Source organism: Mycobacteroides sp. CBMA 271 (assembly GCF_009729205.1).
Classification (GTDB): Bacteria; Actinomycetota; Actinomycetes; order Mycobacteriales; family Mycobacteriaceae; genus Mycobacterium.
In genome coordinates this window covers 264978-279309 of the sequence record NZ_VTHB01000008.1, presented here as the reverse complement: position 1 = coordinate 279309, position 14332 = coordinate 264978, and the positions used below count along the sequence as shown (strand labels likewise).

The 14332-nt window shown below is 63.1% G+C and carries 6 protein-coding genes; 3 read left to right on the top strand and 3 right to left on the bottom strand.

The window, feature by feature from the left end; genetic code table 11:
• Window positions 1-184: 184 nt before the first annotated feature.
• The 3 genes from FZI91_RS21340 to FZI91_RS21330 all read left to right on the top strand — a co-directional run bounded on the left by FZI91_RS21340 (window position 185) and on the right by FZI91_RS21330 (window position 5681).
• Window positions 185-1696 (top strand): ATP-binding protein, encoded by a 1512-nt coding sequence (locus FZI91_RS21340; protein WP_162526642.1) that lies wholly within the window; start codon window positions 185-187, stop codon window positions 1694-1696.
• 143 nt (window positions 1697-1839) lie between these two features.
• Entirely contained in the window at window positions 1840-2685 is an 846-nt protein-coding gene (locus tag FZI91_RS21335; RefSeq protein ID WP_155941079.1) for a PD-(D/E)XK motif protein, read from the top strand.
• Entirely contained in the window at window positions 2682-5681 is a 3000-nt protein-coding gene (locus FZI91_RS21330; RefSeq protein ID WP_155941078.1) for a Z1 domain-containing protein, read from the top strand. Before FZI91_RS21335 ends, FZI91_RS21330 begins: the two co-directional genes overlap by 4 nt.
• 463 nt (window positions 5682-6144) lie before the next feature.
• Here FZI91_RS21330 and recD read toward each other — a convergent pair whose 3' ends face one another.
• Genes recD through recC form a run of 3 tightly spaced genes read right to left on the bottom strand, consistent with a single transcriptional unit; the run spans window position 6145 to window position 14287 of the window.
• A complete protein-coding gene (gene recD, locus FZI91_RS21325; RefSeq protein WP_155941077.1) occupies window positions 6145-7800 on the bottom strand; it encodes an exodeoxyribonuclease V subunit alpha in 1656 nt (551 codons plus the stop codon).
• Window positions 7797-11042, bottom strand: a complete 3246-nt coding sequence (gene recB, locus FZI91_RS21320; RefSeq protein ID WP_155941076.1) for an exodeoxyribonuclease V subunit beta — start codon at window positions 11040-11042, stop codon at window positions 7797-7799. Before recB ends, recD begins: the two co-directional genes overlap by 4 nt.
• Window positions 11039-14287, bottom strand: a complete 3249-nt coding sequence (gene recC / locus FZI91_RS21315; RefSeq protein ID WP_155941075.1) for an exodeoxyribonuclease V subunit gamma — start codon at window positions 14285-14287, stop codon at window positions 11039-11041. Before recC ends, recB begins: the two co-directional genes overlap by 4 nt.
• Between the last annotated feature and the right edge of the window lie 45 nt (window positions 14288-14332).

Genomic DNA, 14332 nt, shown 5'->3' with positions numbered 1-14332 from the left:
CGACCGACTAGCCGCTACTTGACGGTGGCGAATGGTACAAACTCGTGGAACGTGGATCTTGGTTCTGCGAATCTGGATTTGCCGTTGACATGAGGGCGGGTTGGTGGTGGTCAGAGGGTGGATCAATTCGTCACCTGCGCACTGGAGAACTCGTCCAGAGCGTTGGTGACGGATGGATGAGACTGTGAGCGTTGACTGGATTACCCCGATCGAATCTGTTCGACGGATCAACGTGCCCCCCGATCCCGGTATCTTCAGGGCCCTTGGGCTGAATCAGAGTTTCGAGGCAGCGCTCGCCGACCTCGTCGATAACAGCTTGGATGCCCACGCCGACGATGTCCGAATACGGTTCATCCTGCGCCGTGGGCGGGCCGTGCAACTGCTCATTATCGACAACGGCAGCGGCATGGACGAAGTGCGTATCGACAGCGCAATGAAGCTGGGTCGACCCAAAGAGCGATCCAAGTCCAGCTATGGGTTCTACGGCATGGGTTTGAAGTCGGCGTCTTTCGGACAAGCTTCGACGTTAACGGTGATGTCGCGAGGCGCGGGGGCTGAGGCTCAAGGCCGGCGTATGTATCGCGAGAAGGCAGGCGATTTCGAAGTCGAAGTGTTGGAGTCCCACGCGGTAGAACGCCATCTCTCCGGCCTTCTGCCACTGGTCGCTCCCGCGAAGACAGGCACGGTCGTGCAATGGGACGACGTCCGCGGATTCCCACGTTCTAAAGACGCGGCGCAGACTGACGCATACCTTGACAAGGAGGTCCTGGCGCTGAGCCGCCACCTGGGCATGGTGTATCACCGGTTACTCGCGCGACATGAAGTCGCGATCACTATCGATGTGCACGATCTCACCGAGGGTGAGGACGGGCTCGCGCAGATCGTTAACCCGATAGACCCCTTCGGGTACGCGAGGACTGGCGTTCCCGGTTACCCGAAAAAGCTTGTAGCGCAGACCCCGCACCGATCTGTGACGATGTCGTGTCATCTCTGGCCAGCGCGCTCGGATTCGCCGCAGTACCGACTGTACGGCAAACCGGTCGACAGTTTTCAGGGCCTATACCTGTATCGCAACGACCGACTTCTGATGGCAGGGGGATGGGCTGGGGTGCGGCAAGAGAACAAGTCGTACAAACTGGCGCGTGTCGCGGTCGATATCGATGACAACCTTGACGCCTTCAAGATGAGCGTCGAAAAGTCTGGTGTTCAACTCACGCAGGACCTCGTGCATGCGATCGAGCAGGCCTCAGACGGACGAGGTACCACGTTTCAAAGCTATCTCGACGATGCCGGGCAGGCGGTTAAGGAAGGGAACGCTTGGCAACCCAAGCGCACGAAGATCCTTCCGCCCGGGCAAGGCTTGGATCCAGACGTCAGGCGGACAATCAAATGTGGGTCGCCGCTGTTGGAAGGACAAGAGCCCGTCCGTATCCGCTGGAAGTACTTGCCGGGCAGCGACTTTGTGTTGGTGGACCGAAGGAATCGGACGTTGTGGCTGAACGACAAATACAAGGCGGTGATCCTTCACGGCGACGCGGGCAACGTCAATGACGCCCCGCTCGTGAAGACCCTACTCTTCCTGCTGTTCGAGGACTTATTCCGCGGGCAGGCGATGGGGCCGAAAGACAAAGAGAATCAACAGTTTTGGACTGAAGTGCTGACAATTGCGGCCCAAGCTGAACAGAAGTACCAGTAGTTGTGTCTACGTCCACATCTCAGGACGGCCGCCATACACCGTGCGCAGTCATTCAGGACTATGCACAGCAAGGTGTAGCTGGGAGTTTCTCGGTGGAAGGAAATCCGTCGAGTCGAATCCAGATCTCACCCACCGATCGAGTCATGGCACTGGTTGTTCAGGCCACAAGCAACGTTGACGGTCCCGATGTCCACTCCCTCGCGAACCTCGACTATTACTTGGAGGATCACGGCGGAACGATGTGGCACACACTCAATGTCACGTACGACAACAATCTCGCGGAAATCTATCCCGTGCTCTGCGCAATCGTGGACAGAGTCCAGCTACGTGGCGACAGCTTCGCGGACGCCGTTCACGCCGTTCTGAGGGGATTGGGAGAAATACTGGCGGGACGGAGCGGGCTATCCACGGAGGAGCAGGTTGGCCTGTTTGGAGAGCTGGCGGCGCTGCTGTCCCTGGCGCACTACACCAATGCGCGAAATGCCTTGCAAGCGTGGCGTGGCCCAGACCGCGAAGAGCACGACTTCGGCCTGCCCCTTTGTGATCTGGAGATCAAGACCACCTTGGCAGAGAAACGCACGCACTGGATTAACAGTCTGACGCAGTTGACCGCTTCACCAGGCAGGCCACTGTTCGTGGTATCGATACAGCTCACCGCGCCTGGAGCTGAAGTAACCGCCAGCCTTCTTGATCTTGTCGATGCGACGCGTGCGTTCCCGGGTATGCCGGGTGTGCAGCTCAACCAAATGCTGGAGGCCGCAGGCTATTACGACGGCCACGCTGATCTATACGGCACGCACTGGAGGTTCCGTACGCTAGCAGCCTTTTTTCATGTCGACGAGGGATTCCCCGCGCTGACCACCGCTCGTCTGTTTAGCTCTGTCCCGGCGTCACAGCGCGTTGAGGACGTCCACTACCGAATCTCCCTTGAGGGATTGCCCGTCCATCAATCACTATTTCCAATCGACATAACAGGGTTTATGAAATGACTTCCGACTGGCTGAAAATCGCGTTCCTGCAACAACTGAAAGCGATCGCTGGCGACCGACCCAAAAACCTCATCGCGCGGGTCCAGGCTGAGGCCAGCGATCACGACACGCAGGTCGATGCTTCCGATCTGACCAAGTTGATAATGCAGTCCGCAGCCACAGATCCGTTTCTGACGGCGCTGGGCCTCCAAGTACATAAATGGGATGCGTCGGCTGCGACGGTGGATTGGACCAAGGGCACAGAACCATCGACTGCCGCCCGGCGGGCGTTGATCTGTATACAACTGGGAATCGATACCGCTGGTGCGGGCGCGTTGCTGCAGAGGCGACCGGTTTACGTTGACCGCACTATCGTGGTTACCGCGCCGTGGGAGAAGTGGTACACGCCGCAGCGTGCCAGCGCTGGCAGCTTCTACTGGCCACATTACCGAGATTATCTCCTGAGCGTGCGTGAGTGGCCCGAAAAAAGCGTAACGGCTTTGGATTTGGCGACTGACCGTGTTGTGGAGCGTCTGGCAGACCCCAGCCGTGTCGAGGCCTACCAGGCCAAAGGTTTGGTGGTTGGATATGTGCAAAGTGGCAAGACCGCCAACTTTACTGGCGTGATCGCGAAAGCGATCGATGTCGGCTATCGGCTCGTCATTGTGATGACTGGCACCATCGAAATGCTGCGCGGGCAGACCCAACGACGGATCGACATGGAGCTTGTCGGAAAGCAAAACATTATCGGCGATCTCACTCCCGAGGAAGCGCTGGCAGCGCACATCGACTATCAAGACGATCCTGATTGGGATGGCCGATTTCAGAACTTCCGAGGCGACGCGGTCATGCACAGCATTAACCGGCTGACGCGCCACAAACGGGATTACCAAGACCAGTTTATGAATCTCAAGATCGAACGATTCGATGTCAGCAAGCCACTCTATGACCCAGTAAATTTGCTGCCAACCGCCGCGCGCCTAGTCGTCACAAAGAAGAACTCGACTGTGCTAGAGAAACTTGTCGCCAATGTGAAAGCGAACAAAAAGGCTTTCGCTGAAGTCCCGGTGCTGATAATCGACGATGAATCCGACCAAGCCTCAGTCAACACGGTGAACCCAGAGACTATGAAAACCGGTGAGATCGAACGCCGCGCGATCAACAAGCGGATCGCGGAGATGCTAGAGCTCATGCCACGCGCCCAGTATGTCGGATACACCGCGACACCGTTTGCGAATGTTTTCGTCGACCCTAGCGACCCGTCCGGTATTTATCCTAAGGACTTTCTCATCAGTCTTCCGCGCCCGGTTGACTACATGGGCGTCGAGGACTTCCACGATTTGCATCCCGTCGAAGAGTCGAAAACCGTGGTATTAACCAACTACGAGGCCTACGTCCGTGATCTGAAGGCTTCGGAACGCCCCGATGATGAAGAGGAACGTGATGCCGAATTGAGGCAGGCCCTCGACATGTTTGTATTGACCGGAGCCTGCAAGCTGTACCGGGCAGCACAGACCGGCGCGGCGGAATTCAAACACCACACGATGCTGGTCCACGAATCTGTTCGAAACCGCCCACAGAAAGACTTAGCCGACAGCGTTCAAAGAGTCTGGGCTAAAGCTGGTTTTACGACACCGGGCGGGATGAAACGTCTGCGTGAGCTATATAGCACCGATGTACTCGTGGTTTCCAAGGCTCGTTGTGAGTCCGGTGTTCCGGTGCTGCCTGAGTTCGAACACCTTAAGCCGTACATCGCGAAGGCGATCGCGCGGATCACCGAACACAACAACAATCCGGTATTGATCGTTAACAGTGATGTGCAGATTCAACAACAGCAGCAGGAGCTTGATTTCGACCGAAACAGCACCTGGAGAGTTCTAGTCGGCGGCGCGAAGCTGAGCCGTGGGTTCACCGTCGAGGGACTGACGGTCACCTATTTTCGCCGCACGGTCAAGATGAGTGACTCGCTTACGCAGATGGGCCGATGGTTCGGGTTCCGTCATGGCTACCGCGACTTGGTCCGCCTGTACATCGATCGCGATGCAAAATTTACTGCTAAACAGCGTGTGGATTTGTACGCTGCCTTCGAGGCCATCGCCCGCGATGAAGCCGCGTTTCGGGAGCAACTTGCACAGTATGCAGAATGGGACGGTGATAAGCCGCGGGTCCTTCCCTCCCAGATACCACCCCTTGTCTCGCAACACCTTCCGTGGCTCAAACCGACGGCAAGTAACAAGATGTTCAACGCCGTTCTGCAGGAGCAGAGCGATCGTGTTTTGAGTCCATCGGGATACCCCTTCCGACTCAGCGATCAGCGCCACAATCTGGACCTTTGGCGGCCGACACTCGCCCAATGCGACACCGACCGCGCGTTTCCGGCTGGCGGGGCAGGCAGCCTGCGCGCCTTCAGCGGCGTAGTCGAGGTGAAGGATCTGCTGACTGTGATTAATCAGATGAAGTGGATGTACGAGTATGAGCGTTTATTCGTTCGGCCACGGGTGACGTTCATCCGACGGCTAGCCCGAATGAACGAGTCTCCGCTGAAGGATTTGCTCGTGATTCTGCCGCAGCCCGGCAAGCAAAGCCTTGATATCGGCAAAGTCGGAAGCCGTCGGATTGTAAATCGAGACCGTCGGGCCCGCGGTGGTGACCTCGTCCAGAAATTCGGCGAGATCACTGATCCCAAGCACCGGCATTTCATCAGTCCATTGCTCGGGTCGGAGACACCTGTGGGGCACCCGCTCAAAGAGCTCTGGACACCGACGCGCGGCGTCGGCCTCGTCTACCTGGTAAAAGAACAGAACCCGCAATTTGAACTGGATGCTTCACGGAAGTCACCCCCGGGCTTGTCACCCGAGAAGGGCACCATTCTGGCCTTCTCCCTTTACTTGCCCCACGGTGCCGCTGGCTATGACGACGGTGTCCCAAAGTTCAGTGCGGTCATGTGCGGTCATACCTCGGCAACCGTCGATGTCGCAAAAGCAGCTCGGCCTGACTCTGGTCCGTCTGGTCAGTAGCAAATAGGAGTACCGCGGCGCACGGTGTGATCAAGAGAGCTGGAGAAGATAGTGACAACAAGGAACTGGCTCATCTGCTCAGCGATGCCGCGGTCTTGGTATCTGAGCGACGCGCGTGCCTAACCACTCGCACGACGAGTACAGCACCGCACTATGTGCGCTGATGCCTCTTCCGAAGATGGTCTGTTGGGACGCAGGGTAGGCACGCGACGAGGCTGGCAATGAAAGATGCCTGGTAAAGCAGTGATGAGAGTTGTGCGCGGGGGCGCAAAGCCCTAACAGGACTTCGCGTCTTCACCGCGTTCTGGGTTGTGTTCTTCCGCTTCCAGTCACGGCTGGAGTAAGTAACCGTCGGGATTCCGACCCGCGTAGATGCCATGGCATTTTGGTCTGGACCTATGACTTGAATTGGGACGTGCGGCTATCCTCGATCCAGGGGCAGATAGCGTCGTGGTTGCGCCGGTTACGGTTGATCCGCCCTTAATCTCCTCCCTAACCCCGACGCCCGCACCGCCTGCCGCTTAATCGCGGCCCGCACCTCGGCCTCCGAGCCCACCACCCGCACCCGCTCCTTCGCGCGCGTCACCGCCGTATAGAACAACTCCCGCGTTAGCAGCCGCGAATCCTCCGAGGGCAGCAGCACCGTCACTTCGGTCGCCTGGCTGCCCTGCGACTTGTGAATCGTCATGGCGTGCATGGTTTCCACTTCGGTCAGCCGACTAGGCGCAAATGACGCCGAGCCGATCACCGCGCGCAACCCGTCGGGCCCAGCGACCGTCACACCGGTGTCCCCGTTGTAGAGCCGCAGCCCGTAGTCATTGGATGTCACCAGGATTGGCCGTCCCGCGTACCAGGCTGCCCAATGCGGTTCGCCCGTCTCCTCGGTGATCCACCGCTCGACCTGACGGTTCCAATGCGTCACCCCGAACGGTCCGTGCCGGTGCGCACATAACAACCGGTGCTCGTCGAGCACGGCCAACGCGGCCGCACCATCGCCTGCCAAGCTCGCGGACCGCAGCCGAAGCGCATGGGGGACAAGCACATCGCGCAGACCGCCCGAATCCGTAGACCACTCGACATGTTGGTCCCCAGAAGCCAGCACCTCCAGCGCGCGGTCCGCATCGCCGTCACGCACCGCCGCCGCTAGCGTGCCGATCGCCTCGCCGAACCTGTGCGATGTCCGCAGCGCTGCCACCTTGTCAGCCCCGAGACCCTCCACCAGATCCGCCAGCACCGCCCCAGCCTCCACCGAGGCCAACTGGTCCGGATCGCCTACCAACAGCAGCCGGGTCTCTGGACGCACCGCCTCCAACAACCGCGCCATCATGGTCAGCGACACCATCGACGTCTCATCCACCACAATCACGTCGTGCGGCAACCGGTTTCCCCGATGATGCCGAAACCGCGACGACGTATCGGGCCGAGACCCCAGCAGCCGATGCAGCGTTGTCGCCTGCAACCCGGCAAGCCGCGACCGGTCCACCGCATCCAGCCGATTGACCTCTAGCTGTACCGCCTCCTGCAGCCGAGCAGCCGCCTTACCTGTCGGCGCAGCCAACGCGATCCGCAGCGGCGGCCGTTCCGCCGCCGATGCCTGCTCCGCCAGCAGCGCCAGTAGCCGCGCAACCGTCGTCGTCTTGCCGGTGCCCGGTCCGCCCGTCAACACCGTAAGACCTTGCGACAGCGCTATGTCGGCAGCAGCGCGCTGCTCCTCGAACCCTGGCGGGAAAAGTCGCTCATAGCCGGGCACTTCGGAAGGTGCCGAAACCGTAGACAACGCCAGCACGTCTTCACACACCTGCTGTTCCTCGCGCCAGTACCGGTCGAGGTAGAGCAGGTCACCCATTACCCGAAGCACCGGCGGATCACCCGCCAAGGGGCTCGCCTGCACCGCCGCCAACCACTCGGAGGCGGCAGGCCATGGCAGCGACAAGTCATCGACCTGCGCCGCCACCGCCCGCAGGTCCACACACACCGACCCACCGCGCAGCGCCCGCACCGCCAGCGCAACGGCCAGCTCCACGGACTCGTCTGCCTCGGAGACCAACGCCGTCAGCCGCTGCGCCACATGCACATCCGCGGCCTCGAGTATCTCGCCGAACGCCTCCACCAGCCTCATGACAACAGCTCCGAAAGCGCGACTACCAACGCCGCCGGCGGTTCCCAGCTGAACACCCCGGTCGGATGCCCGTCCACTACCGGTGTCTGGGCTCCGCACATCCCGCGCACGAAGAGATACGCCGTCCCGCCCAGATGTTCATCCGGCTGGTATTCGGGCAGCCGCCACGACAGGTACCGGTGCAGCACAACGCTATACAGCAGGGCCTGCAGTGGATAGTCTGAATGCAACATGGCCTCCACCATGCGTGGCCGGGAATAGTCGGCGGCCGTCAGCGGCGCATCGCCGGTGCCCAGCCAGTTGGTCTTGTAGTCGACCACCACATACCGCGAACCGACCCGCAGCACCGCATCGACGGACCCCGACAGATATCCGCGTAGGCTCTGGCGGCCCAGCGCCGCACCAGTCAGCCGGTCCGCGTACACCGCCAACGGATCATCGGACGGAAGATGTTCCCGCAGCAGCGATCCCACCTCGGATAGCCGCGCGAACGCTCCACCGGCCGCATCGCCACCCGCCAGAGGAAACTCGAAATCTAGCTCGCACAACCGGTCCGGCAGTCCGATCTGGCGCAGCGTCACCCCCGGAAGTAGCGGGCCCAGCGGAGTGTCATGCATCGGCACCAACGCGGTCGCCAGCTCGGCGGCGGACACCTCGACCGGCCAGCGCTCGGCGTGCCTGGTCACCTCGGCGTGTAGTTCCCCGGCCAGGTCTGGCGCGAACGGATCGGCGGTTTCCAGCACCGCGTGAACCAGCGACCCGAACGCGGCACCGGCCGGCAGGTCCGCCATCGGCGACGGCACGTCGACACCTGTCGGCGTCGATCGCAAGGGAATATCGTCGACTTCATCATCCAGCTCGACGAGTTCCGGCTCGCTCGATACCCCCGCCTCCTCGGCGGCGCGCAGCAACCCCGAATACGAGGTGCGCCGCCAGACCGTGTCGATGGACCGGTCAAACACCCGAACCGCAAGATCGCCGATCACCGAAGGCATTGCCGCCGGGACGAATCCGGCAACCACCGATTCCTCGATCGACGGACCGCCCGCGGTTTCCCAGGCCCGCAGCCGCTTCAGTGCATCTGCATCGGAAATCTTGGCCGGAGCACACTTGTCGGGAACCGGTGGATTCCCGGGGGCGCGCCCCCGCAACAGTCGAGACAGCCCGCCGTTGGGTTCGTCGAATGACGGTGCCCACCAGGCCACTACCTGTGACTGCGCCCGCGTCAGCGCGACATACGTCAGCCGGCTGGCATCGCGGGCGGCCTCGGTGCGTCCCAATAGGTCGGCCGTGAAGTATTCGGGGTCATCTTTGCCGCCGATGTGCAGGCAGCGCATCCCGTCTTCGTGGTAGAGCACGTAATCACGTTCCGGGGCATGTCGATTGAACGAGAACGGCAGATAGACGATGGGGAATTGCAAGCCCTTGCTCACCCACACCGTCATGATCTGCACCGCCGCGGCGTCGCTGTCCAACCGCCGGTTTCGCTCGGCCGCGGCGCCCCTTTCCGAGCACTGTGTGCGCAACCAATCCCGCAGCGCTGCCAGCCCGTAACCCTTCCGGTGTGCCGTCTCCTGCAGGACTTCCGTGATATGCGCAAGGTCGGTCATCGTCCGCTCGCCGCCCCGCCAGGACAACACCCGCCGGCCCATGCCGGCGAGCTGCGCGGCCTCGAACACTGCCGCAACGCCGCGCTCACGTGCCCGCCCGGCCCACATGCGCAGCGTCGCCGCGATCTCATCGGTCAGTGATTCACCGCCTGCCGCAAGAGTTTCCGCTGTCTCGCCGAAGAACACTGTCGCCCCGGCCGCCCGTACCAGGCCGCTGCGGTGCGGTTGGTCGAACGCCTCCAGCAGATACAACCAATCCTGCGCCGCATCGGAACTGAACACATCGGTGTCGCCGGTGTAGACGGCAGGAATCCCCGCCTCGGACAGTGCAGAGAAGCACGCGCGTGCGTCAGCGTGGGCCTCGACGATCACCGCGATGTCCCGGGCCTGCAGCGGCCGGCCGTCGAAGGTGGCCCCACTGGCCAGCAGCGCCCCGATGTCAGCGGCGAGGTCCTTGCCGATGTGCCGCCGCAGATCTGCAATGGCAATTACCTTGATGCCCTCGCGATTTCGTGATACGACCCGCAGCCGGAACGGGTCATTGCGCCGGGCGCCGGATAGTCGATGCCCCTGGTGATGTGCTTCCACATCGTGGACGACGATGTCCGGGCCGCCGAGCTGTGCGCCGCGCAGCACCGCCTGCAGCCGATCGACCAGCGCGGCGTCGCTACGCCAGTTGGTGCCCAGTGTCTGCTTGTCCCCGGCCGTAGCGGACGCCCGCAGATAGGTGTCGATGTCCCCACCGCGGAAGGCGTAGATAGCCTGCTTGGGGTCGCCGATCAGGATCAGTGTGGATCGCCCGGAGAAGGCCCGCTCAAGTACCTGCCATTGCACCGGGTCGGTGTCCTGGAACTCGTCCACCATGACGATGGGCCACCGCTGATGCATTCGCGTTCGCGCGGGGGAGTCGTCGGCGTCCAGTGCGTCCGCGAGCCGGGTCAGCAGGTCGTCGAATCCCAGGACGCCGCGTCGGCGCTTGCGGATCTCCAGCTGTTCCAGTACATCCCGCGCGAAGGTCAGCGCGGCCAGCGCGTAGGAATCGGCTTCCGGTTCCAGTGGACGCAGCTGGGTGGCGGGGTTGCGCACCACCTCTCGGGCCAGCCGCAGTGCCACCGGATAGCTCAGCGGAGGATTGTCACGTTCCCGACCGAAATGGGTCAGATACCGATCGTTGACGATCTCGCACACCAGGTCGTCCAGGTTTTCCACGAGTGTGACACCGGAATCGCTGTCGCCGGCCACGCCAAGGGATTTCAGAACGATGTGGCAGAACTGGTGGGTGGTGGCGATGGTCGCCGCATCGAAACCGGCGAGAGCGTCGCGGAGCCGACGCTGTCGGGCCGGCTGGTCGGCGGAAATGAGGTGCTGGGTCAGATCCGTGCGTGCCATCGACGGCTCGTCGAAAGCTCGGAGCGCGTCCACGATTTGGCCGCGGACCCGGTCGCGGAGCTCCTGACTGGCGGCGCGCCCGAACGTAATCAGCAGCATCTGATCCAGGGCCGCGGCGCCTTCAGCCACGTACCGGGTGACCAAGCCCGCCAATGCAAAGGTCTTTCCGGTGCCCGCACTGGCCTCCAGCACGGTGGTGGAGCGCTCGGAGGGAAGCGGACCCAGTAGGTCGAAACGCTTCATGAGCCCAGCTCGGCTCGTAGCAGCGGCAGCCACAACCGCGCGGCATAGGCGCCCAGCCTGTTCGTCTCGCCCGCGGTCTCTTCGCCGGGTAACAGCGGCTGCATGAGATGACGCAGCCACACGCCCCTGCCGAATGCGCGCTCGACGGCGGGGTCCGCCTCCTCGCCGGGAAACTTGCTGGAGCGCCAACGGTATCCGGCCTGCAGCTCCGGGTCATCGCGCGTGGTGCGGGCCTCGGCCCACGCATACGAGGTCTTCAGTGGTAGCGGCAGCGGCTCGCGCCGCCCCGCGTCGTAGATGGCTACCAGGTCGCGTAGCACATCAACGGGGTCATCCGGGCGTCCGAGCGTGCGCGCGAGAGGCGTCGGACCACGCGTGGCGCGGCCGATGCACACCGCCGACCAGTCTCGTCGGGGATCGTGAGCCGCTAATGCCACCAAGGGAATCCACGATTGCAGCAGATGTTTGCCGTCCAGCTTGGAGTATCTCACCGACACCAGCCGGTCGCCGAACACCTCAGGCACCGTGCCGGTGAGGCGACGCCCACCGCCGAGGTCAATGTCGATGTCGAAGGCCTGGCCGTCGGCGGTCCGGTAGTGACGGGTCGCGTCGGCCAGTGCGGCACAACGGTCCCGTAGCTCCGAGACTCGGCGCCAGCCGAGTTGTCCGGGAGGCAATGTGCCGCGGCGCCATTCGGCCTGTTGCGAATCGGCCGGGGACATACCGCGCAGCATGTCGGACAGCATCCGGTCGCCCACCGTCCACTCCTCGAGAGCGTCGATCTCGACGGGCATATCGTCGGACACCCCGTCGACATCCCACGGCAGCGTGTAGTCGAGGGCGCGGAAGAAGCCCTTGATGGGGTGGTTGAAGAACGCGGTGAGGTCGGTGAGCGCTACATCGGTGACTGCCGGGGCGGGCAACGGCCCGGAGATAAACGTTGGCCGCTCGGCGCGGTGACCGGCAGCGGAGCGGGCGGCAGTCAATGCGGTGGTGTCGAAGGTGAAGGAGTGCCCCGGAACCACGCCTCCCGGTGTCACATTGCGAACATCGAACGGCTGCAACGGATGCGTCACGTGAATGCGTCCACGTACCGGCGTCGACGTGGTGGCGTCGAGCGCATCCAGCAGCTCGGCCAGCGGCACCGCCGGAGGTCGGGCCTGCCCGGAGTACTCGTTGGCGCCGGTGTAGGTGAGCACCAGGGTCTCCGTTGCGGCGCCGATCGCGTCGAGCAGCAACTGCCGGTCCTCGGAACGGATATCGCGTTCACCGGTCATCGAGTCCCGGGCCAGCGCGTCGTCCCCGTCGACCGCGCCGAGCCGCGGGAACACGCCGTCGTCGAGCCCGACGAGGCAGACGACGCGGTGTGGAACCGACCGCATGGGCACCATGGTGCAGACGGTCAGGGTGCCGGTGCGAAAGTTGGCGCGCGTCGGGCGTCCCGCCAGGTGGCGGTCCAGCAATGCGCGAATGTCACTGAGCTGCAACAGCACAGAGGGATCTGCCGTCTCGATGTTCTCGGCGAACTCACGCAACATTTGGGCGCGCGGCCACTCCTCGGCATCCTGGGCGAGCATGTCGATACCCGTCGACAGCGACGACAACCACTGCGCCAGCGGCCGGGTTCCGGACAGCGAATCCACCGCGGTATGAAGCTGAGAAACGAACTCGGCGAACCGGCCCGCCAACTCGACCCGGTTGCTGCTCACATCGTCGAGTGGCAGGGTGGCGCCCAGCCAGGCGTGTGAGTCCTCGGACATCGCGACCCCGGCCAGCACCCTGTCGATGCCGAAACGCCATGTGTTGTGCAGGAAGTCGACACCGTACGGGGCGCGATGCTCCGGATCGAAACCCCAACGGATGTTCGCCTCACGAACCCATGCGGTGATCGCGTCGAGATCGTCGTCGGTGAAACCGAACCGCGCCCGCACCGGTGCGGACTCCGCCAGATTCAGGACCTCGCTCGCGGTGGCGCGTCCGCCGGCCAGGCTCAGCACCTGCGCGGCCACGGCCAGCAGCGGATTGGTTTGCGCCAGAGCGCGATCGGCGAGACGCACCCGCAGTTGATGTGCAGGGTGGGCATCCGGTACCGACTCGCCGAGGCCGAATCGAGCTGAGATCAACGGCGCGTATGTCTCAATGTCCGGACACATGACGAGGACGTCGCGTGGTTCCAACGTCGGATCGTCGGCGAGTAGGCCCAACAGCACCTCACGCAGCACGTCGATCTGCCGCGCGGGGCCGTGGCAGGAATGTACCTGCACGGAACGGTCCTCGGCTTCTAACTGCCGCCCGTCCGGGCGCACCTCGTCAGCCGCGAGATCGCACTGTAGCCAGCCCAGCAAGGTCCCGGGAAACGTTGCGCCACCCAGGTACTCGTCGGATGCAGGCTTGGGTAGTGCACGCTGCAGTTCACGCACATCCCGGCCCAGGGTCGCCAGCAGCGGATGGTGTACCGACCGATGGCCGATGTCCTCGCGTCGCGGAATCGGGCCGAGTTCGTCACGCAACGTGCTCCATAGCGTATCGCTCGGATGCGGCAACCACAGATACAGGTCGTGATGCGTCGCGAGGGCATCGAGTAGTTGGACGTCGGTGAGCGGAAGCCGGGTATGGCCGAAAAGGGATATCCGCGTAGGAAGATCCGACGGAGCCTCCCGCAGCCGCGCGAGTACCTTGACGTGCCGGACATGTGGGGGATCGGCGTCGACACGGGCAACCAGCGCCCGCCACAGCGGAGGCTGCCAGGCAAGGTCCCGCTCGACAGGGTCGCCTTCGCGGTCGGCAGAGAGCCACGAGACCAGCAGGTCTGGACGCTGCCGCGCGTACGAGGCGAAGAGCCCAGCGAGCCGGCGCGCCACGGCGTAGCGCCGCCCCTGCCGCAGCTCACGCTCTTCACCGGTTTCGAACCGCCCGAGATGCGTGGCCAGCGGCACACACCAGGGCTGGTCCAGGTTTTCGTCGATCACCGACAGCAGTGGCCACACCAACACATCGGGGGACCACGGGTCGTCATCGAGGGCGCCAGTGATCTCGGCGATGAGCGAGCGCGGGCTCCGAAACTGCACCCCCGCGCATACCCCGAGCCGGTCGGACAGCCGTTGGCTCAGCCACCGTTCGATGCCTTTGGCGGGGACGAGGACCAACTCCTGCGCAAACGGGTCGGGTAAGGGCTCGGCAAGTAGCCGGGCCAAGCCGTCGGCAAGCGTGTCGGTCCGCTCGGCCCGGCGCAGGTGAAGAGCCATCGCCGCAACGATAGAACCCGTGGCGATGCCCGCGGACCAGAAGGT

Coding starts and splice junctions, on each gene's coding strand:
- FZI91_RS21335 (WP_155941079.1), top strand. CDS start 1,840: ATGGCACTGGTTGTTCAGGCCACAAGCAACGTTGACGGTCCCGATGTC.
- FZI91_RS21330 (WP_155941078.1), top strand. CDS start 2,682: ATGACTTCCGACTGGCTGAAAATCGCGTTCCTGCAACAACTGAAAGCG.
- recD (WP_155941077.1), bottom strand. CDS start 7,800: ATGAGGCTGGTGGAGGCGTTCGGCGAGATACTCGAGGCCGCGGATGTG.
- recB (WP_155941076.1), bottom strand. CDS start 11,042: ATGAAGCGTTTCGACCTACTGGGTCCGCTTCCCTCCGAGCGCTCCACC.
- recC (WP_155941075.1), bottom strand. CDS start 14,287: ATGGCTCTTCACCTGCGCCGGGCCGAGCGGACCGACACGCTTGCCGAC.